General features: G+C 68.3%; 21 protein-coding genes. 6 read left to right on the forward strand and 15 right to left on the reverse strand.

All coding sequences use genetic code 11. From position 1 onward, the window contains the following. Positions 1 to 31 precede the first annotated feature (31 nt). From P696_RS0109225 to P696_RS44250, 5 genes are all read right to left on the reverse strand, one after another. Complete coding sequence (locus P696_RS0109225) at positions 32 to 286, reverse strand: hypothetical protein (protein WP_157429574.1); 255 nt, start codon at positions 284 to 286, stop codon at positions 32 to 34. Positions 287 to 690: 404 nt separating this feature from the next. Then, on the reverse strand, positions 691 to 882 hold the full coding sequence (locus P696_RS54095; protein ID WP_084337026.1) for a DUF397 domain-containing protein: 192 nt from the start codon (positions 880 to 882) through the stop codon (positions 691 to 693). 10 nt (positions 883 to 892) lie between these two features. Next, the gene (locus P696_RS0109230; RefSeq protein ID WP_026412128.1) at positions 893 to 1,768 is read right to left on the reverse strand and encodes a helix-turn-helix domain-containing protein; all 876 of its coding nucleotides are present in this window, start codon (positions 1,766 to 1,768) and stop codon (positions 893 to 895) included. A gap of 710 nt (positions 1,769 to 2,478) precedes the next feature. Then, positions 2,479 to 2,838 carry a hypothetical protein gene (locus tag P696_RS0109235; protein WP_026412129.1) on the reverse strand — a complete coding sequence of 120 codons (360 nt, stop codon included), beginning with the start codon at positions 2,836 to 2,838 and terminating at the stop codon, positions 2,479 to 2,481. Between the two features lie 184 nt (positions 2,839 to 3,022). Beyond that, entirely contained in the window at positions 3,023 to 3,880 is an 858-nt protein-coding gene (locus P696_RS44250; protein WP_245627572.1) for a phosphotransferase enzyme family protein, read from the reverse strand. Between the two features lie 520 nt (positions 3,881 to 4,400). Between P696_RS44250 and P696_RS0109245 the strand changes: the two genes are divergently transcribed. After that, on the forward strand, positions 4,401 to 4,688 hold the full coding sequence (locus tag P696_RS0109245) for a hypothetical protein (protein ID WP_026412130.1): 288 nt from the start codon (positions 4,401 to 4,403) through the stop codon (positions 4,686 to 4,688). Positions 4,689 to 4,915: 227 nt separating this feature from the next. Here P696_RS0109245 and P696_RS0109250 read toward each other — a convergent pair whose 3' ends face one another. From P696_RS0109250 to P696_RS0109260, 3 genes are all read right to left on the reverse strand, one after another. Continuing rightward, positions 4,916 to 5,431 (reverse strand): DivIVA domain-containing protein, encoded by a 516-nt coding sequence (locus tag P696_RS0109250; protein ID WP_034483516.1) that lies wholly within the window; start codon positions 5,429 to 5,431, stop codon positions 4,916 to 4,918. 33 nt (positions 5,432 to 5,464) lie between these two features. Then, the gene (gene rlmN / locus P696_RS44255; protein WP_034483517.1) at positions 5,465 to 6,604 is read right to left on the reverse strand and encodes a dual-specificity RNA methyltransferase RlmN; all 1,140 of its coding nucleotides are present in this window, start codon (positions 6,602 to 6,604) and stop codon (positions 5,465 to 5,467) included. Positions 6,605 to 6,723: 119 nt separating this feature from the next. After that, the gene (locus tag P696_RS0109260; RefSeq protein ID WP_026412132.1) at positions 6,724 to 7,395 is read right to left on the reverse strand and encodes a GntR family transcriptional regulator; all 672 of its coding nucleotides are present in this window, start codon (positions 7,393 to 7,395) and stop codon (positions 6,724 to 6,726) included. Between the two features lie 142 nt (positions 7,396 to 7,537). Here P696_RS0109260 and P696_RS0109265 point away from each other — a divergent pair, with 142 nt between their 5' ends. Next, the gene (locus P696_RS0109265; protein WP_211245659.1) at positions 7,538 to 8,992 is read left to right on the forward strand and encodes an aminopeptidase P family protein; all 1,455 of its coding nucleotides are present in this window, start codon (positions 7,538 to 7,540) and stop codon (positions 8,990 to 8,992) included. Between the two features lie 181 nt (positions 8,993 to 9,173). Here the strand turns inward: P696_RS0109265 and P696_RS44260 are convergent, their stop codons facing one another. The 6 genes from P696_RS44260 to rpsB form a co-directional block, all read right to left on the reverse strand. Beyond that, positions 9,174 to 10,763, reverse strand: a complete 1,590-nt coding sequence (locus P696_RS44260) for an alpha/beta hydrolase (RefSeq protein WP_211245660.1) — start codon at positions 10,761 to 10,763, stop codon at positions 9,174 to 9,176. Between the two features lie 242 nt (positions 10,764 to 11,005). Beyond that, positions 11,006 to 12,151 carry a phosphatidate cytidylyltransferase gene (locus P696_RS0109275; RefSeq protein ID WP_245627573.1) on the reverse strand — a complete coding sequence of 382 codons (1,146 nt, stop codon included), beginning with the start codon at positions 12,149 to 12,151 and terminating at the stop codon, positions 11,006 to 11,008. Further along, a complete protein-coding gene (frr, locus tag P696_RS0109280) occupies positions 12,151 to 12,708 on the reverse strand; it encodes a ribosome recycling factor (RefSeq protein WP_026412135.1) in 558 nt (185 codons plus the stop codon). Before frr ends, P696_RS0109275 begins: the two co-directional genes overlap by 1 nt. A 33-nt stretch (positions 12,709 to 12,741) precedes the next feature. After that, on the reverse strand, positions 12,742 to 13,581 hold the full coding sequence (gene pyrH / locus P696_RS0109285) for a UMP kinase (protein WP_425394134.1): 840 nt from the start codon (positions 13,579 to 13,581) through the stop codon (positions 12,742 to 12,744). A 34-nt stretch (positions 13,582 to 13,615) separates the two neighbouring features. Continuing rightward, entirely contained in the window at positions 13,616 to 14,452 is an 837-nt protein-coding gene (tsf, locus tag P696_RS0109290; RefSeq protein ID WP_026412137.1) for a translation elongation factor Ts, read from the reverse strand. Positions 14,453 to 14,541: 89 nt separating this feature from the next. Further along, entirely contained in the window at positions 14,542 to 15,498 is a 957-nt protein-coding gene (gene rpsB / locus P696_RS0109295) for a 30S ribosomal protein S2 (RefSeq protein ID WP_026412138.1), read from the reverse strand. 306 nt (positions 15,499 to 15,804) lie between these two features. Between rpsB and P696_RS54100 the strand changes: the two genes are divergently transcribed. Next, complete coding sequence (locus P696_RS54100; protein WP_084337030.1) at positions 15,805 to 16,872, forward strand: M23 family metallopeptidase; 1,068 nt, start codon at positions 15,805 to 15,807, stop codon at positions 16,870 to 16,872. A 27-nt stretch (positions 16,873 to 16,899) separates the two neighbouring features. On the opposite strand, the gene P696_RS0109310 is transcribed toward P696_RS54100, so the two are convergent. Beyond that, complete coding sequence (locus P696_RS0109310) at positions 16,900 to 17,787, reverse strand: tyrosine recombinase XerC (RefSeq protein WP_084337120.1); 888 nt, start codon at positions 17,785 to 17,787, stop codon at positions 16,900 to 16,902. A gap of 471 nt (positions 17,788 to 18,258) precedes the next feature. Between P696_RS0109310 and P696_RS0109315 the strand changes: the two genes are divergently transcribed. The 3 genes from P696_RS0109315 to P696_RS0109325 all read left to right on the forward strand — a co-directional run. After that, the gene (locus P696_RS0109315) at positions 18,259 to 18,612 is read left to right on the forward strand and encodes a YraN family protein (protein ID WP_026412141.1); all 354 of its coding nucleotides are present in this window, start codon (positions 18,259 to 18,261) and stop codon (positions 18,610 to 18,612) included. Next, entirely contained in the window at positions 18,613 to 18,882 is a 270-nt protein-coding gene (locus P696_RS0109320; RefSeq protein ID WP_026412142.1) for a magnesium chelatase domain-containing protein, read from the forward strand. Then, positions 18,879 to 19,079: recombinase family protein (locus P696_RS0109325; protein ID WP_026412143.1), on the forward strand; the 201-nt coding region annotated here is incomplete at its 3' end. The genes P696_RS0109320 and P696_RS0109325, both read left to right, overlap by 4 nt.

Raw genomic sequence — 19,079 nt, forward strand, 5'->3', positions numbered from 1 at the left:
AGCCGCCGCGACACCACCAACTCCCAGGCCATCACCGCACGACCCCGGCGATCCGCGCCGCAGCCACCGCCGACTCGTCCGCCGCCACCCAGCGCCCCAGCCAGCCGAACACCCACCGGTCATGCACGTCCCGCGTCACCGTCACCGGGAACCAGCGCCCCGACATCGGCGCGAGCACCATCAACACCGGCTCACCCGACGACGGCGAGACCAGGCGAGCCGACACCTTGAAATGCCGCAGGTCAGCCAGCAGACCCGCCAGCAACCCGATCCGCTCCAGCGTCACGGCCGACACCGCAACGGCCCCCGCTATCTCCGGCGATGCGCACGGCACCGCGTCCGATAGGTTGTGCATTGGTCCGACTCCTTCCAGTCGGGCAAGGCCCCGGCACTGGTGTTCGCGCACCGTTGTGCTGGGGCCGCTTGCGTCTTGGGGGTTGCGCTCTTTGATCAGTCCCGTCGGGAGCGGAGTATGTGCAGTACGGCCCTCAATGTCGCACGTAGCCCGATACAAGATCGACCGAAACTCGCAACCGTATCGAGTATCGGACCGTACGAGACTTCGGGCAATGCCAACGTGTGATGTGCCCTCACGCGGAGTGATCACATGCGTAAGGGCCGGAGCTTCGGCTCCGGCCCTTAGGTGCTGTTCGTGCTGGTGGGAGGGCTAACACGTTCGCCCAGGTGCGCCTACCGCTTCTTGATCTCTTCCATGAAGTCGCTCCAATTCGGGCGGCTGAATTCGAGGATTGGACCTGACCCCAAATCGGCTGTGTCTGCCACGCCGATCACACCAGCCCCCGCCCCGACCTCCACGCACTCGGAATCATCCTTGCTCCGGCTGGACTTCCGCCAAGCCGTGAAGCTGTCTCGGCTACTCATGTGGGGGCTCCTATTCCATGCCAGGCAGCGTCTCAGCCGCCTTGATCAGGTAGTCGCGGCTCTCCGCCACCGACAAAGTGGCCTCGCGGAGACTGTTAAAGATCATCTCGTACCGCGCCGTCTGGTCGGCTTCGGTCAACATGACATCGGTGGTCACGCCCTCGATTCCGACGACTGTCGGATCACCTGCCGGGTAGTCATAGATCGAGAAGCCGGACGAGGGGATGTCGTACTCGGAGATCACCGCCGCGACCGGCAGGATCCGGATCGTCATGCTGTCGCGGGCGGCCGACTCCTCTACCAGGTGCAGTAGTTGCTCGCGGAACACGCCAGGCGGCACAGGCTGACGCAGGATGCAGAACTCATCGAGGATCACCTCGTATGCCGGGCCACCGCCGGGACGGTGCAACATCCGCTGCCGCTTGGCCCGGCCACTCAGCACGCCTTGCACCGTGGCTCCGGGTGGGAGCGCAAGGGTTCCGCCCCTGCGTTCAATCCGAGACCGGGTGAAACTCTCGGTCTGGAGCAGCCCCGAGATCAGGGTCTGCTGGTATTCGCGGATCGTCTCTGCGCCAGCCTCCAAATCGGCGAACATCGCCTGCCGCTCGCCGATGACCTTGGCGATACCGTCCCACCATCCGCGTTCGGCGGCTTCACGTGCGATGGTGGTCATCTCGGTCCATCTGTGACCATCAACGCCGAGGGCGTCCAGGATCGAGATCACATCGTCCAGATCCGGCGGAATTCGACCATTCTCCAGCCGAGAGATCTGCTGACGCGTGATCCCGGAGCGCTTCACCAGTTGCTCGTGCGTCACGCTGTGTTCGGCGCGTAGCTGCTTCAACTCATCGGCCAGACGTAGCCGTCGCACGTACGGGCTGATCAACGTTGCCCCTCCTACGTTGCCGACTTCGACACGTATCAATTCTCGGGCAACGAGCCTAACCAGGTCGAGGCCGCGCCGGGCCGAGGATGGAGAGACGCCGGTGGCCATTCGGTACACCAGAACGCCTACAGGGGCGTGCCCCTTCTCCGGTTGGTCCAGGTGTCCGACGGGGTCCTGCCACCCCTTGCCGTTGAGGGCGTGCTCAGCGGAATGCACGTCTCGCTTGCTTGTGTGAGGAGTTTCCCTACTAGATCAAGGGCGCGGCGTGCGGCGTCGTCGCGGTGGCCGGTCGGCGCGTTGCGCCTCCCGGCACCGGACGAGCCTCCGCCGCGTGGACTTCGTCCGAGCACGCGCCCCGCGCCGACCACTCGGCGTCGAGTCCGCCGAAGAGCCAAGCGTTCGGGCGGCTTCACCCGGGAGCGCCGCCACGTCCCGGCCGTGCACGGCCCGCGCGACGCTGCCGGGCGCTCCCGCGCCCGCCGCGCCGCGCCCTCCCCGGCGCACCGCCAACGGCAGCTCAGCGCGCCGGGACCAGCGCCGCGCGGGACCGGGCTAGCGCGGGGCCCCTACCCCGCGCGCCCGTCCCGGCGGCTTGGCCCGGCGCGCTGCCTGCCTACCGGACGCCGGGACGGGCGCGGCTGCCATGGCTTGCGCGCTCCCGACCGCTCAGCACAGGCCGCGCCCGCCCGGGCCGGCGACATCGCCCGGTCTCAACCGCCCCTCACCTCGCGGTCCTTCGGCAGACCCAGCCGCCTCGCCTCACTACCGATCGAGTTGCGTGATCGCCCGAAGTGTTTGACCAGCTCAGGCATCGGCACCTTGGCCGCCCACATCTCGCGCAACGTCGTCCGCTCGTGCTCCTGCCACGCCACACCGTGATTGGGATGCGCCTCCCGGAGCCGTCCCATCCGCGCCGTGCTGCCCTGATCGACCGACCGGATCACGTCTGCGTCGGCCTCAATGATGATCTTGCCGTCAGCGTTGAGGAACACCACCCGCGCCGCATTGATGCTCAGCTCCTCCGCCGTGATCCCATCCCACTCCTGAGGCTCGGTGAACCGCACCCGCATGCGTACCTCCTGCTGTTTCGGGGGACGACGTAATACCCAGCTCCCTTGATCGCCACCCCCGGCGGGTCAGCCCGTCCTAGTGGGGTGGCAGAGCGGAACGTGAGGCATCCGGCCGTCACCGCGCCGAGATCATGCCGTCCACTCAACGCCCTCTGGCGACGTCGGACATCCGAATGCCCCTTCCTCAGGTGTGCTTGTACGGGGCGGTTGCTGTGAGCCGAGCCGCGATGGCGGGGCCCGCTTGCGCAAGCCATGCTTCGGCCCTGGGCATCCGGTCCCTGACGCCTTGTTCCCAGAAGCGTCGGAACACCGGATCGACGTCGGCTGCGGCCCGGGCGGTCAGGTGGAAGCGGTGAACCATCCGGGCCGCCAGGGGCACCAGTTCTTCGCGCTGCTGGGCCGTCATCCCGTACGCGTCGGCAAAGACGGCAACCCGGTGGGGAGCGTCAAGATCGGTGAACGCCGGTGCCCTGTCACGCGGATCGAGCAGGGGCACCCACCAGTAGAGGGCATTGGCGATGTCGTAGAGCCGCGTGGTCGGACGAGCAAGGTCGAAGTCGATCAGGGCCGCGGGCACGCCGTCACGGAAGACGACATTGCCGGGGCAGTAGTCGCGGTGGCTGACAAGTTCGGGTTCCCCATCCACCGGACCGATGGGGACGGTTTTGGATCCGGGGATGCCTCCCCAAGTGGCGTCAAGAGGAGGGACCCAGCCCTGCGCGACGTTGTGCAGCCGATGGATGAGCCGAGCCAGTGCGACAAGGACGTCCTCGTTGGCGGTTTCGTCGGGAAGGGGCTCTCGTGGAACATCTCCGGGAACGAAGGACAGCACTTCGCGGCCTTGCTCGTCGATGCCGAGCGGGACGGGCGCTGCGGTGAATCCGGCCTGGTGCAGGTGGGCCAGATATGCCTGGATTGTGGCGGTGAACGGACGAACTGGCCGACGAACGGTGTCGCCGATCCGCACGATGCCGGGGGTTACGCCATCTCCCGTCATCGGCTCAGCACCCTGCTCAGCGTGTTCTTTTCCGGCGTCTGTCACGGAGCTCCTTTGGTCTGGCGGGTCACATCAGTTCCGGGTCGGCCGACCGCTGACGTTGGCCGCGTAGCTGACCCAGCCTCCAGCGGAGGCGCGTTGCGGCCCGCTCAGCAGGCGACCTGCAAATTGCGCCCACCTGAGCAATTCCTGAGAGTCCAGTAGGTGCATGAGGTGCCGCTTCTTTGGTTCCCAACCAACCCCACCACCCACCCTTATGGGGATGCCGCCTCCGGCGGCTAGCAGTACCTAAAAGCGCATCGGGCGGCCCCCGGCCGGTGAACCTTGATCATTTCGACGCAAGCCCAGGTCAGCGCGCTACCGTGATGGTTGAGCGAGCGCGTGGACGGCCGGATGCGACCTTGACTGGGGCCCCCTCCGGCGGCCCACCCCGGGCCAGAGGCGGGCAGCCCAAGGGACGCCCGAAGCCGCGCCAGGCTAGCGGACCGCCGCCCCAGTCAAGGCCGCATCCGTCCGCCCCAAACGTGCCTACCTGCCACACTGAAGCCCAGCGCAGGAGGAGCACATGGCGACCAGCACGCAGCACCCCGACCCGACCGGACAGACAGCCGCCATGGCTGAACAGCTCCGCCGGACCGGCTTCCTCACCCGGGAATACCGCGCCGAGAGCGAAGGCGAGCAACTCCGCCGACGAGCCCGCCGCGCCGCCCGCAGCATCGGCCGCCCCGTCCGAACCCAGGCCCACGCCGGAACAATGACCGCCGCGCTAGCCGACTGGCCCGCCAACCCCCTAGAGGAACGCCTCAGCGAGAGCCGCGCCAACAACTCCATTGATCGCGCGCTACGCGAGTAGGCCCACCAGGGCCTATGCCCGTGGGCCATGGCCCGTACATGGCCCACGAATGGCGAGCACCAGCGGCACCGAGTGAGCGTCAGTGAGACAAGATCAACCCCTCTACCCGGTTCCCGCATGCCATAAGCCCAGGTCAGAAGGCATCCCAGCACGTGAGAAGGGCGGCCCCCGAGGTTGGGGGGCCGCCCTTGCCTGCACTGAAGGTTCTTCTGTGGATAACTCGTGGGTCAGCGTGGCTCGAGGGCCCCGGCCAGCTGGTCCAGGAACTGGTCCACGTCCCGCTCGGCATAGGCGAGGTTGAGGCGGGCGGTCCGGAAGGTCACCTCACGCACGTCGCGGGCCGTGACCGGGGCCTGCTTGCCGCGCAGGCCCGCGATGACCCGGTCCAGGAAGGCGTCCACGTCCGTCATGACATAGCCGCCGCGAGCCACAGACCTGGGGAAACGCGCGTTCTGGACCCACGAGATCAGCCATTCGGTCTGAACCCGCGGACGCCGTTGCCGACCGCCGGAAGAAGTTGACGTGGCCCGGAGCCGCAGGATGCACTCGTGCAGCATCGCGTCCACCGCTTTGCGGTCGTATCCGCGCATGACCACGTTGAAGCGAGCGTCGCGGACGTCGTCCGCGGTCAGCCGCGGCCCGCTCCCCTCCAGGGCCGCGCGAACGCGTCCGACCAGTACGTCCACCTGGGCGCGGTCGTATCCGCGCATGGCCACGGGAAAGCCCTCGGCTGTCGCCGTCACCGGCGTTCTCCTTCCGGGGCGCGCGGCCGGGGCTCAGTCCTTGGTGGACGCGGCGAGCTGGCCGCAGGCGCCGTCGATCTCGCGCCCGCGCGTGTCGCGGACCGTGACCGGAACCCCGTGGGCCTCCAGCCTGCGGACGAACTCGCGCTCGTCCTCGGGCCGGGAGGCGGTCCACTTGGAGCCCGGCGTGGGGTTCAACGGGATCAGATTGACGTGCACGAGGTGCCCGCGCAAGAGGCGGCCGAGGAGGTCGCCCCGCCACGCCTGGTCGTTCACGTCCTTGATCAGCGCGTACTCGATGGAGACACGGCGTCCCGACCGTTCCGCGTAGGCCCACGCGGCGTCCAGGACCTCCGAGACCTTCCAGCGGTTGTTGATCGGGACGAGGTCGTCGCGCAGCTCGTCGTCAGGGGCGTGCAAGGAGACCGCGAGCCGGACCGACATGTCCTCGGCGGCGAGCTTCTCGATCGCGGGCACGAGGCCGACCGTCGAGACCGTGACCGAGCGCTGGGAGATGCCGAGTCCGCCGGGGGCCGGGTCCGTGATACGCCGGACGGCGCCGATCACGGACTTGTAGTTGGCCAGCGGCTCGCCCATGCCCATGAAGACGATGTTGGAGACACGTCCGGGGCCGCCGGCAACGCGTCCACGGGCCATCGCTCGTGCGCCCGCGGCCACCTGCTCCACGATCTCGGCGGTCGAGAGGTTCCGGGTAAGGCCCGCCTGCCCGGTGGCACAGAACGGACAGTTCATGCCACATCCGGCCTGTGACGACACGCACATCGTGGCCCGGTCGGGGTAGCGCATGAGCACCGACTCGAACAGGACCCCGTCGAACGCCTTCCAGACGGTCTTCAGCGTCCTGCCATCGTCGCAGGCGAGTTCACGGACCGGATCGAGGAGTTTGGGCAGCAGCGCGCCCACCAGCCGCTCCCGGAGGGGGGCGGGCAGGTCGGTCATCTGCTCGGGGTCGTCCTCCAGCCGCGCGAAGTAGTGCCGGGACAGCTGGTCGGCCCGGAACGGCTTCTCACCGAGCTCGGCGACGGCCTCGCGCCGCTCGGCGGCGGTCAGATCGGCGAGGTGGCGCGGCGGCTTGCCCCGGCGCGGAGCGGCGAAGACGAGCTTCGGCGGGGTCTTCTTAGCGGTGGCGGCCGGTTCGGCGGTGGCAGACATGGTTCATCCAGTGTCGCAAACCCCGGCCTATGCCTTGGCCAATCTGGACCCAGCCGCCCTGAGCATTCGCCCATCGGAGGTCCCGGGCAGGCCCAACACCCCTGACAGAGCCGCCAAGGCTACGGAGTCGGGTCGTCCGCCCAGGCGTTGCGGACGTGCCGCAGGTGGTGGTCCATGGCGGCGGACGCGGCAGAAGGGTCACCTGAGGCGATCGTGTCCAGCAGCTCCAGATGCTCGCGCGCGTAAAAGCCGAGCTCCTGACTCTGGGCGAGCTTAGGCACTCCGTATAGGCGGGAGCGGTAGCGAAGCCTTTCGACAACCTCGATCAGGTGACGGTTGCCGGCCAGAGCCAGCAGTTCCAGATGGAACGCATGATCAGCCTCGATGTAGGCGATGGTGTCACCACGCTCGGCCGCATCCACGATGGCCTCGGCCATGGGGCGCAGCGCCGCAATCCGCTCCGCAGGAACGGATTCGGCCACCTTGCCGACGGTGGGCACCTCGATCAGGGTGCGGACGGCCGTGATCTCGTCCAGATCGCGGGCGGTCAGCTCGGTCACCCGGAAGCCCTTGTTGCGGACGGCCGTGACCAGCCCTTCCTTCGCGAGGTCGAGCATCGCCTCGCGCACAGGCGTGGCGGAGACCCCGAACCGCTCGGCCAGCACCGGCGCGGAGTAGACGACCCCGGGTCGCATCTCCCCCGCGACCAGGGCGGCGCGCAGTGCCTCGGCGATCTCCTCCCGGACGTTCGGGCGGGCCCCGACCGCGGGCAGGTTCGGCGTTTCGGTCACGGACGCTCCTTCGTTCCCTGGCAGGTAGCGTGTCACATTGTGACGCACCGTCACAACACGGCCGGGTCATACAATGTGAAATGTTACAGTGCGGCCATCACCCCTCACCTGGCCTTCACCCAGGTCGCCCGAAGGGACGCCCATGTCTGACGCCGGCATGTCCGACACCGAACGCTTCGCCACCGGCAGCCACGACCTGCCCGTCTCCCCCGCACTGGCCGAGTACTTCAGCCATTCGTGGGCCGACACCTCGCACGCGCCCGTGCCCCTCGACTCCGCGCCATATGCGGAGAAGCGCCGGGCCGCACTTTCGGACCGTTTCCCGGGTGAACGCCTTGTCATCCCCGCGGGAGGGCTGAAGGTCCGCAGCAACGACAGCGACTACGCCTTCCGCCCGCATTCGGCGTTCGTCCACCTCACAGGTGACACCGGCCTCGGGGCGGTCCCGGATTCGGTTCTGGTCCTGGAGCCCACCGGCAACGGCCACGAAGCCACGCTCTTCACGCACCCGCGTTCACCTCGCGACACCGGCGAGTTCTACCGGGACCGCCGTCACGGCGAATTCTGGGTCGGCCGACGCCGCACCTTGGCGGAGCTTCAGGCCACGCTGCAAATTGAGGGTGCGTCCAGGGAGAAGCTGGCGGACGCTCTGCGCGGGCGTGAAGTGCCGACACGCGTAATGCGCGGAATCGACGCCGACGTGGACGGCCTTGCCTCCACCCACTCCAACCCGGCGGCCGACCATGAACTGGCCTCTTTCGTCTCCGAACTGCGGCTCGTCAAGGACGACTGGGAGGTCGCGCAGCTCGCCGCGGCAGTCGACTACACGACGCTTGGATTCCGGGACGTCGTGACCGCGCTGCCCAAGGCGCTCGCGCACCGACGCGGCGAGCGGTGGGTCGAGGGCCAGTTCAACATGCGCGCGCGTCTCGAGGGCAACGGCGTCGGCTACGAGACGATCGCGGCCGCCGGCTCGCACGCGTGCGTCCTGCACTGGATCCGTAACGACGGCCCGCTGCGGCCCGGTGAACTCCTTCTGCTGGACGCGGGCGTCGAGACCGACAGCCTCTACACCGCCGACATCACCCGCACCCTGCCGATCTCGGGGAAGTTCACCCCAGAGCAACGGCGCGTGTACGAGCTCGTCTATCGCGCGCAGGAGGCGGGAATCGCGGCCGTTAAGCCCGGGGCCCGGTTCCGCGACTTCCACCTCGCCGCTATGCGGGTCATCGCGGAAGGGCTGGAAGACTGGGGAATCATCCCGGACGCCGAGGCCGCCCTCGACCCCGAATCCGGCATCTACCGCCGCTACACGCTTTGCAGCAGCGGTCACATGCTCGGAATGGACGTTCACGACTGCGCCAAGGCGCGCGCGGAGACCTACCTGGACGGCGTCCTCGAACCCGGCCACGTCCTCACCGTGGAACCCGGCCTTTACCTTCAGCCAGACGACCTGACCCTGCCGGAAGAACTGCGCGGGATCGGCGTCCGCATCGAGGACGACCTCGTCGTCACCGAAGGCGGTTCGCGGCTGCTGTCGTCCGAACTTCCCCGTCACCCGGACGACATCGAAAGCTGGATGGCGTCCCTTATGTGAACTCCCCCGCCTCTCGGCTGACCAAAGCGAACGGCCTCCCCGGTTCTCGGGGAGGCCGTTCCTCATGGGGCCGGGCCGTTGGTGAGGCCCGGAATTCGTAGGCAGAGCCTGGGCAGAACAGCTCGGCTCATGCGCGTGTGAGGCCGGGGCCCGCCCCGTTTGGACCCCGGCCTCACACGGGTCAGCGGATCCGGTACTCGTCCAGAGGACGGGCCGACTCGCCCGGCTGCGCGGCCTTGGCCACACCGACCCACGTAGGCGTGGGGTCGGGCGACTTGGCGCACCGAAGGTCCACCAGTCCCCGGTTCTTGGGAAGCGTACCGTCGCGCAGGTATTCGATCAGGGGTTTGTCGAGACAGGCGTTACCCGCGAGCGTGATGGCGTGGCGGCCGCCGCCCTGCTCGACGACGAAGCGCGAATTCGGCATGGCCTTGGCCATCTCCACGCCGCCCTGGTAGACGGTCGCGGCGTCCTCGGTCGCTTGGAACAGCAGCGCCGTGGGCAGCCCCTTGCCCGTGATGCGCGGGCGCTCGCCGCCCTTGCCCGCCCAGAAGACGCATGCGGCGTTGTACCACATGTTCGAATACGTGTAGAAGTGCGCCTTCTTGTCGATCCGGGCCTGGTCCTGACGCCAGAAGTTCCAGTCCCGGGGCCACGTGCTGTCGCTGCACTGCACAGCGTTGTAGAGGTCGAAGGCGTCGTCGCTGGGGTCCGGTGCGGCGTACCTGTCGTAGGCGACACGCAGCGGACCAGCGTCCTTGCTGTTGGTGTAGGCGGCGAGGACGGTCGCCAGGCGCGGCCACTTGGCCGGGTCGTAGCCCCCAGCGAGCTGAGTATCGTCCCATTCGTCGGCACCGATCTTGCCGTCCACCGGGGTCTTCCCCAGGGACGCGCGCATGGCGTACCACTTGCGCTCGATGTCCGAGGCGTCGGTGCCTAGGTGATAGACGCCGTCGGCCTTCGCGGCCCATTCGGTGAACGCCTTGAAGCGCTTCTCGTGCTGGAGATCCTGCCGGACGTTCTGCTCGTACCAGCTGATGTGCGGACCGACGATGCTGTCCAGGACGAGCCGCTTCACATGACTCGGATACATCGCGCCGTAAGTGGACCCAAGGGTCGTTCCATAGGACCAGCCGAAGAAGCTGATTTTCTTGGCTCCCATGGCCTGCCTGATGTCGTCCATGTCCCGGACGATGTCGACCGTGCGGAGGTGCGGCAGTAGGTCGGCGTACTTGGAGGCACAGTCGGCCGCATATCCAGCGGCCTTCCGCAGCCAGGTCTGTTCGGTACCGGCACTGGGCTGGTAGTCAGGACGCGGACCGTCAAAGTAGTTCGGGTCGCACGCCATGTGCGGTTCGCTGCTTTGGGTACCGCGAAGGTCGAAACCGATCCAGTCATAGGACGCGGCCACGTCCGCGGGCATTTTCGTGGGAACCCACGGCGCCATCCACAGGCCACTGATGCCCGGACCGCCCGGATTGAGCAGGATCGGCCCCTGCTGCTTGTCGACCGGGGCGGTCGCGGGAAGCCGGTTCACCGCGATCTTGATCTTCGGACCGCCCGGCCGGGAGTGGTCGAGCGGGACCTCGAGCTTGGCGCACAGCAAGCGCGGATTGTTGGTGTCGCCGCAGGACTTCCAGTCCAGGTGCGGGCGGTACCCGGCCGTCCCCGAGGGGGCACGGCCCGGTGCGGCCTGAGCGGGCATGGCGGCGGCGACCAGGGCGGACGATGCCGCAGCGGCGGTCATCGCCAGCGCGACGGATCTCCTCATGCGTCTGTCTCCTCCACTGCGCGGAACCGGAACGAGGGAAGGCCCCGCGGGGCCTCATCGGCCCGACAGAAGCATGTGGCAGTGCAATGTCACGCACTACAGCACCGGTGAACCCGTTGCCGAACCGTGACCAAAGGCCGGAGCCCAACACAAAGGCCCCGGGAGTCCCTCCCGGGGCCTGTCTTCAGCGGTCTAGCGGGGGCTTCTTCGAGCCCCCTGCCCTCTGGGGCACGCCGATCTATCTACGCGGGGACGAAAAGCTCCAGTAGAAGCCACACGACTGGAGCCGTGGCGACCAGAGAGTCCAGGCGGTCCATGACGCCGCCATGCTCCGGAAGGAGGGTCCCCATGTCCTTGATGCCGAGGTCGCGCTTCAGCATGGACTCGATGAGGTCGCCCACCGTCGCGGTGACCACGGCCGCCAGACCGATGACGACGCCCTGCCACCACTGGCCGTCGGCCAGAAGCACGTCCACCAGGACGCCGCCGACCACCATGCAGGTGAGAGCCGATCCGGTGACGCCCTCCCAGGTCTTCTTGGGGCTGATCGTGGGCGCGAGCTTGTGCTTGCCCAGGAACGACCCCGCGAAGAAGCCTCCGATGTCACTGGCCACCGTCACCGCGATGAAGATGACGATCCGGTGGTCCCCGTCGTCCGGCTTCATGAGCAGCGCGACGACGCCGCCCATGAGCACCAGGTAACCCACCGCGAAAACGCCTGCCGAGACGTCCCGGACATAGCCCTCCGCGCCGTCCACCATGCGCGTGACCATGACCGCCAGCGTGGTCAGCGCGATCACCGCGACGAGCCCGTTGGTGCCCCACACGTAGGCGACCACCGGCGCGGCCACCATTCCCGCAGCAAGCGGGATGAACGGGACCTCGATCTCGCGTGTGCGGAACGCGTTGGTCAGTTCCCGCAGGCCCAGCAGCAGGAACGCCACCATGACGACGAGGAAGATCTGCTTGTAGGTGTAGAGCGAGAGCAGGACGAGCGCGCCGAGCGTTCCGCCCACACCGACGGCGATGGGCAGGTTTCGCCCCGACTTCTTCTGCTTCGCCGGTGGCTCCGGAGAACCACCGTCACCCGCGGGATCGCCCTCGTTCACGGGATCGCCGTCCTCCGTGGAAGCCGCGACAACGGCGGCACGGGTGGAGGCGGACTCGCCCGCCACGCGTGCCTCGGGGGCTTCGCTCGGCATGCCTGAAGCGGCGCCCGCCTCCGCCGGGGTCTTCCCCGGCTCGGCCTGAGCGCCGCCCGCGTCCGCCTCTGCGGACTCGGTCACCGGACGGTCCGCGCGACCCGCCTCACCAGGCGGGTCCGCGGAACCGGGGGTGACCGGCTCGTCCGGGGAGCGGGTCGGCTCCCCGGCATTGTCCAGTTCCATCAAACCTCGAGCAGTTCGGCCTTCTTGTGCTCGAGCAGCTCGTCGATCTGCGCCACATACCGGTGCGTGGCGTCGTCGAGCTCCTTCTCCGCACGCCGGACGTCGTCCTCGCCGGCCTCGCCGTCCTTGGCGAGCTTGTCGAGGGTGTCCTTGGCGCGGCGCCGGACGTTGCGCACCGACACCCTGGCGTCCTCGGCCTTGCCGCCGGCGACCTTGATGAACTCCTTGCGGCGCTCCTCCGACAGGTCGGGGAAGACCACGCGGATGACGTTGCCGTCGTTGGACGGGTTCACGCCGAGGTCGCTGTCACGGATCGCGCGCTCGACCGCCGCCATGGACGACTTGTCGAACACCTGCACGATCACCATGCGCGGCTCGGGCAGGGTGAACGAGGCGAGCTGGTTGATCGGCGTGGGCGTCCCGTAGTACTCCGCGGTGATCTTGTTGAACATCGCGGGCGTGACCCGACCGGTGCGGATGGCCTGGAAGTCCTCCTTGGCGACCGCGACCGCCTTCTCCATCTTCTCCTCGGCCTCGAGGAGGGTCTCGTCGATCACTTCGACTCCCATGTCATCCGATGGTCCGTACCGTCAGTGCTCGGCCGGGCTGACCAGCGTGCCGATCTTCTCGCCGCGGACGGCCCGGACGATGTTGCCCTGTCCCATGAGGTCGAAGACCACGATGGGCAGCGCGTTGTCCATGCAGAGGCTGATGGCCGTGGCGTCCATGACCTTCAGTCCCCGCTGTAGAACCTCACCGTATTCCAAACGGTCGAACTTGACCGCATCCGGATTCTTGCGGGGGTCGGCGTCGTACACGCCGTCCACCTGGGTGGCCTTGAGCACCGCCTCCGCGCCGATCTCCAGCGCGCGCTGCGCGGCGGTGGTGTCGGTGGAGAAGAACGGCTGGCCGAGGCCGGCGCCGAAGATGACCACACGGCCCTTCTCCAGGTGCCGCATGGCGCGACGCGGGATGTAGGGCTCGGCGACCTGGCTCATCGTGATGGCCGTCTGGACCCGGGTGTCGACCCCGAGCTTCTCCAGGAAGTCCTGGAGCGCCAGGCAGTTGATCACGGTGCCGATCATGCCCATGTAGTCGCTGCGGCCCCGGTCCATGCCGCGCTCGGCCAGCGCCGCGCCGCGGAACATGTTGCCGCCGCCGCACACGACGGCGACCTGGACGCCGTCCTGGACGGCCTCGGCGATCGCCTCGGCGACATGCTGGACGACCTCGGGGTCGATGCCCATGGGGTCGCGCCCGGCGAACGCCTCGCCGGAGAGCTTCAGCAGTACACGCTTCCAGCCCGCCCGCGGCGCGTGCGACTCCCGGTCGTGCGCGTCACCCGCGGACGGCGCGCCCTTCGCAGACGACGCGGCCGCCGTCGTGTCAGTGTTGTTGTTGTCCGGCACGTCGGCGGCCCCCTCGATCATGGTCTGCGAATTCTCGTCCCGTCTCCAGGGTGCGTCAGGACTGGCCGACCTTGAAGCGGGCGAAGCGAACGATCTTGACGCCGTTCTCGTCGACCAGCTTGGCGATCGTCTTCTTGGTGTCCTTGACGAACTGCTGCTCGAGCAGGACGAAGTCGCGCAGGTAGGCGTTGACCCGACCCTCGACGATCTTGGCGATCGCGGCCTCAGGCTTGCCCTCCTCGCGCGTCTTGGTCTCGGCGAGCGCGCGCTCCTTCTCGATCACCTCGGCGGGGATCTCCTCGAAGGTGAGGTACTTCGGCGCCATCGCGGCGACCTGCTGCGCGACGTCCTTGGCAACCTCGGCGTTCTCCTTGTCCAGCTCGACCAGCACGCCGGTGGTCGGCGGCAGGGACGGGTCGGACTTGTGCAGGTAGCTGGCCACGAAGGCGCCCTTGAAGTGGGCGTACCGGCCGAGCTCCAGCTTCTCGCCGATCTTGGCGCTGTTCTCCTCGATCAGGGCCTGGACGGTCTTGCCCGGCTCGATCTCGGCGGTCGCCAGCGTCGCGGTGTCGGTCGCGTCGCCACCGGCGGCGAACTCGACGATCCGCTGCGCCAGCTGGATGAACTCGGCGTTCTTGGCGACGAAGTCGGTCTCACACTTGATCTCGAGCATCGCGCCGTCGCCGGAGCCGTTGAAGTGCTCGACGACCAGGCCGTTGGCGGCGGTGCGCTCGGCGCGCTTGCCGACGTCCTTGGCACCCTTGAGACGCAGGATCTCAACGGCCCTGTCGAAGTCCCCGTCGGCCTCGGTCAGGGCGTTCTTGCAGGCCATCATGCCCGAGCCGGTGAGCTCGCGGAGGCGCTTGACGTCCGCGGCGGTGAAGTTGGCCATCGCTCTTCGCTTCTCTCGTCAGTGGTCGTGGTGCCCATGGCGATCCCCGGCGGCCGCCTCGGACGGGCGGCGCACCGGGGATCAGGGGCTCAGGACTGGTCGGACTCGGCCGGCTTCTCGGCGGCCTCGACCTCGGCCTCAGCCTCGGCCGGCTTCTCAGTCGCCTCGGCCTGGACGGCGCGCTCGGTCTCGGCGGCGCTCTGGACCTCGGTGGCGCCACCCTCCTCGGCGCGGGCCTCGGCCTTGACCTCCTCGGCGGGCTTGCCCTCGAGCAGGTCCCGCTCCCACTCGGCCAGCGGCTCGGCGGCGGCGCCGCCCTCGGCCGGCTTCTCGTCGCCGCCCTGGGCGGCGCCCGCGCGGGCGATCAGGCCGTCGGCGACGGCGTCGGCGACCACGCGGGTCAGCATCGCGACCGAGCGGATGGCGTCGTCGTTGCCCGGGATCGGGTAGTCGACCTCGTCCGGGTCGCAGTTGGTGTCCAGGATGGCCACGACCGGGATGCCGAGCTTCTTCGCCTCGTTGACGGCGATGTGCTCCTTCTTGGTGTCCACGATCCAGATGGCGGAGGGGACCTTCGCCATGTCGCGGATACCGCCGAGGGTGCGCTCCAGCTTGTCCTTCTCGCGACGCAGGCCGAGCAGCTCCTTCTTGGTCATGCCGGAGCCGGCCACGTCGTCGTAGTTGATCTCCTCCAGCTCCTTGAGCCGGGTGAGCCGCTTGTGGACGGTGGAGAAGTTGGTGAGCATGCCGCCCAGCCAGCGCTGGTTGACGTAGGGCATCCCGACCCGCGTGGCCTGCTCGGCGATGGCCTCCTGGGCCTGCTTCTTGGTGCCGACGAACAGGATGGTGCCGCCGTGCGCGACCGTCGCCTTGACGAACTCGTAGGCGCGGTCGATGTAGGACAGCGACTGCTGCAGGTCGATGATGTAGATGCCGTTGCGCTCGGTGAGGATGAAGCGCTTCATCTTCGGGTTCCACCGGCGGGTCTGGTGGCCGAAGTGGACGCCGCTCTCGAGGAGCTGCCGCATGGTGACGACGGGAGCCATAGCCCGTGTTCTCCTGTCCGGCCCGGCCTTGTGGGGCGGGGCCACGTCTCGGTTGGTTACCTGCGCCCGGACACTGCCCCACCGCCGCAGACGACGGACCGAGAGGCCGGTGCCCCACACCAGGTGGCGAGCGGGCGCGTGAATTCGGCCGCCCGGGGATGACCACCGTGCGACCGTTTCCCAAGTCTACGGGATGACGGGACCTGACGAGGAACCAACCGCCCATCACGGCCCGTCGCGGCCGAGGTTATCCACAGAATCGGCCTGCCCTGGCGGGTCCGGCTCTGGACTGGGCACCCTCGGTCCATGGCCCTGCTCACAGCGCTGATCATCTGTGTACTGACCGTATCCGGCCCCGCCCCGGCCGCCTTCGGACCGTCCGGCCCGCTCGCCTCGGCGCATCCGCCGCCGTCCGGATTTGTCACCGTCAAGCCCTCTATCACGCGCGGTACGGCCTTACCTGAGGTGATCGGGTCGGGTGCTCCGGCTGCGGTTGGCAGACTTCCCGCCAGTGCGGCGGTCAAGGACGGTGGCGCCGAAACCGCCCCGTCTGAGGCCTCCTGGCGATGGCCGTTGGGCCCGCCTGTCCCGGCGGTGGCGCGCGGGTTCAGCCCACCAACGTCCCCATGGCTCCCCGGTCACCGCGGCGTCGATCTTGTGGCTTCCCCTGGGGATCCTGTGTACGCGGCCGGGCCAGGGCGCGTTTCGTATGCGGGTGCCCTGGCCGGGCGGGACGTCGTGGCGATCACCCATGGAGAGCTGCGAACCACCTACCTGCCGGTTCGTCCTGCCGTCCCGGTGGGACGCGACGTCCCGGCAGGCGCCCGTATCGGAACCATGGAGGCCATGCCGTCGCCGCCTCACTGCACGCAGGCGTGCCTGCACTGGGGACTGCTACGCGGCACGACCTACCTTGATCCACTGGCTCTCGTGCGTCCGATCGTCCGCCTACTGCCTCTATGGCAACCGGGTCCCGCACCTGGTCTTCTCGGGCTCACTGCCCCTCCGGACCTATTTCCCTCACCTGACCGGCAAGCTCTTCCTGACCAGCGGCTCCTCCAGGACAGTCAGCCACCGGTAGCGCTGGATGAACGCCCGTCCACACACCGTGAGACGCCGGAGATCGAGAAGCACCATCCGCCGGGGGACGATCGTTCGCTGAATCCCGCCCTCCGGGGAGCCTCAACGATCGCTGCGGGCACCTTGACCTGCCTGGTCCTCGCCCTGTCGCTGGCCCTGGCACGCCGCGCACGGGCACGCCCGCGTTCCCATCCTGATGAACCGCCCGGGCAACAGCAGCCTCCGCCGAACGTGATCGATCTTGCTCATGAACGCCGCCTCCGCCGTCCACCGGCACCGCAACATCACCAGTAGGTGATGTTGCGGCGCGCGAGATCACGGTCAGTCCACGACGCCGCGGGGGTGGGCCTGACGGTGGACCTGTTTGAGGCGCTCGACGGAGACGTGGGTGTAGAGCTGCGTCGTCTGAAGGGAGGCGTGACCAAGAATCTCCTGGACACTGCGCAGGTCGGCCCCGCCTTCGAGGAGGTGGGTCGCTGCGGAGTGGCGTAGGCCGTGAGGGGCCATGTCCGGCATCTCTCCGACCTCCGCGATGCGCGAATGGACGACCCGCCTGGCGCTGGTGGCGTGCAGGCGGCCTCCGCGAACCCCCAGAAAGAGCGCCGGTCCGCTGGCCTCCGTCACGAGGTTCGGACGTCCTGCCCGGAGCCAGTCCCCCAGGGCCCGGAGGGCCGGCTCGCCCAGCGGCACCATGCGCTCTTTCGCGCCTTTACCGAAGACGCGCACTGTCTTGCGACTCGAGTCGATGTCGTCGATATCGAGTCCGCACAGCTCACTGACGCGCATGCCCGTGCCGTACAGGACCTCCAGGATCGCGAGGTCACGTAGACCGGTCGGCCCGGTGACGTCCATCTCGTCCAGAAGGCGACCCGCATCGTCCTGGGCCAGCACGGTCGGAAGGTCGCGCGTCCGCTTCGGCGTGCCCAGAAGCGGCCCGGGATCGCTCGGGAGAACGCCACGCCGATGCAGCCATCGGGTGAACGTCCTCGCGGCGGCGGTGCGCCTCGCCAGAGTGGCCCGCGCGAGGCCCATCGCGTACTGGCGCGCGAGCCATGCCCTCAGGACGTTCACGTCCAGGTCAGCAGGCCCAGAAAGCCCGACAGTGGCTCCATAGCGCGACAGATCCCGGAGATCCCCCAGGTACGCGCGCAGCGTGTGCTCTGAGACGTCCCGCTCCGCCTTCAGGAACTTCGCGAACTCGGGGAGCACCTCGTCCAGTACCCCGGGGACGGTTCCCTCGTCCTCGGGCCAGTCCCCGTCGCGCTCCTCAGTGCTCACAACCGCCACGTTGCGTCCCACAACGACCGAAATCAAGCACCGGCACGTCCACGAATCTCACAACAGGGCATTCGGGCCAGCCAGGCCCGCCCCTTCCCGACCGTGTGAGGCGTGCCCGCAGGCAGCACGGTAGGCGGAAGATGGCGGGTCAGGGTTCGCCCCACGAGGAACCCCAACTCCAGCAGCCTCGCGAACCGCCACTCCAGTGGCTTCGCCCTTTGCCTCCCACCTGTTCGGCCCCCTCCACACCATGGCGTTGGCGCCTTGGCGCTTAGCACTTGGCGCCTTGGCGCGCGGGCGCGCATTAGCAGCACGCCGATTCCTCCGAGTTATCCACAGAACGTCGTTCGGCTATTGCTCAGTGCGGCCGGGCGGCATCTTCGGAAGCCGGAGGTGAGGCCGATGAACGGCAATCAAGTGCTCGGACGACGGGGCGAGGACGCGGCGGCCGCGTACCTGGAGCGTCTCGGATGGAACGTGCTCGACCGGAACTGGCGGTGTTCGGAAGGCGAGCTCGACATCGTCGCCTACGACGGCCGGCGGCATGTCGCCTGCGAGGTGAAGACCCGCCGGTCGAAGGCGTTCGGTGACCCGCTCGAAGCGATCACCGAACGCAAGGCGACGCGGTTACGGAAGCTGGCGCTGCGCTGGGCCGCGGCGAACCGCGTTCCGGGCTCCCGGATCCAGGTGGACGTCATCGCCCTGGTCTGTGAGGGCGAGGGCTTCGCCCTGGAGCACCTGCGGGAGGTGTGCTGAATGACGCTCGCCAAGACGCGCTCCGTGTCGCTCGTGGGAGTGGACGGCTTCGTGGTGGACGTCGAGGCGGCCATCACGAGCGGTGTCCCGGGGCTCCATCTGGTCGGGCTTCCCGACGCCGCCCTGAACGAGGCCCGCGACCGGGTCCGCGCCGCGATCTACAACTCCGGCGAGGACTGGCCCTACCAGAAGCGTTGGCAACCAGTACCCTACCACGGGCACAGGAGGAACCGTAGGTGGAACGACGACGCAAGGCCATCGGAGCAGTGAGGCTCTCAAGTCTCACAGAGGAGACGACCTCACCAGAGCGGCAGAAGGAAGCGGAGGAGAACTGGGCGAGGGCCAACAACACCGACATCATCGGCTGGGCTATCGACCTGGACGTGTCGGCGAGCATCCCCCCGCATGAGCGCCCGGAACTGGGAGCGTGGCTGGAGCGGCACAACGAGTACGACCTCATCATCTGG

Source organism: Actinomadura oligospora ATCC 43269 (assembly GCF_000518265.1).
Classification (GTDB): Bacteria; Actinomycetota; Actinomycetes; order Streptosporangiales; family Streptosporangiaceae; genus Spirillospora; species Spirillospora oligospora.

Coding starts and splice junctions, on each gene's coding strand:
- P696_RS54095 (WP_084337026.1), bottom strand. CDS start 882: ATGAGTAGCCGAGACAGCTTCACGGCTTGGCGGAAGTCCAGCCGGAGC.
- P696_RS0109235 (WP_026412129.1), bottom strand. CDS start 2,838: ATGCGGGTGCGGTTCACCGAGCCTCAGGAGTGGGATGGGATCACGGCG.
- P696_RS0109245 (WP_026412130.1), top strand. CDS start 4,401: ATGGCGACCAGCACGCAGCACCCCGACCCGACCGGACAGACAGCCGCC.
- rlmN (WP_034483517.1), bottom strand. CDS start 6,604: ATGTCTGCCACCGCCGAACCGGCCGCCACCGCTAAGAAGACCCCGCCG.
- P696_RS0109265 (WP_211245659.1), top strand. CDS start 7,538: ATGTCTGACGCCGGCATGTCCGACACCGAACGCTTCGCCACCGGCAGC.
- P696_RS44260 (WP_211245660.1), bottom strand. CDS start 10,763: ATGAGGAGATCCGTCGCGCTGGCGATGACCGCCGCTGCGGCATCGTCC.
- P696_RS0109275 (WP_245627573.1), bottom strand. CDS start 12,151: ATGGAACTGGACAATGCCGGGGAGCCGACCCGCTCCCCGGACGAGCCG.
- pyrH (WP_425394134.1), bottom strand. CDS start 13,581: ATGATCGAGGGGGCCGCCGACGTGCCGGACAACAACAACACTGACACG.
- tsf (WP_026412137.1), bottom strand. CDS start 14,452: ATGGCCAACTTCACCGCCGCGGACGTCAAGCGCCTCCGCGAGCTCACC.
- rpsB (WP_026412138.1), bottom strand. CDS start 15,498: ATGGCTCCCGTCGTCACCATGCGGCAGCTCCTCGAGAGCGGCGTCCAC.
- P696_RS54100 (WP_084337030.1), top strand. CDS start 15,805: ATGGCCCTGCTCACAGCGCTGATCATCTGTGTACTGACCGTATCCGGC.
- P696_RS0109315 (WP_026412141.1), top strand. CDS start 18,259: ATGAACGGCAATCAAGTGCTCGGACGACGGGGCGAGGACGCGGCGGCC.
- P696_RS0109320 (WP_026412142.1), top strand. CDS start 18,613: ATGACGCTCGCCAAGACGCGCTCCGTGTCGCTCGTGGGAGTGGACGGC.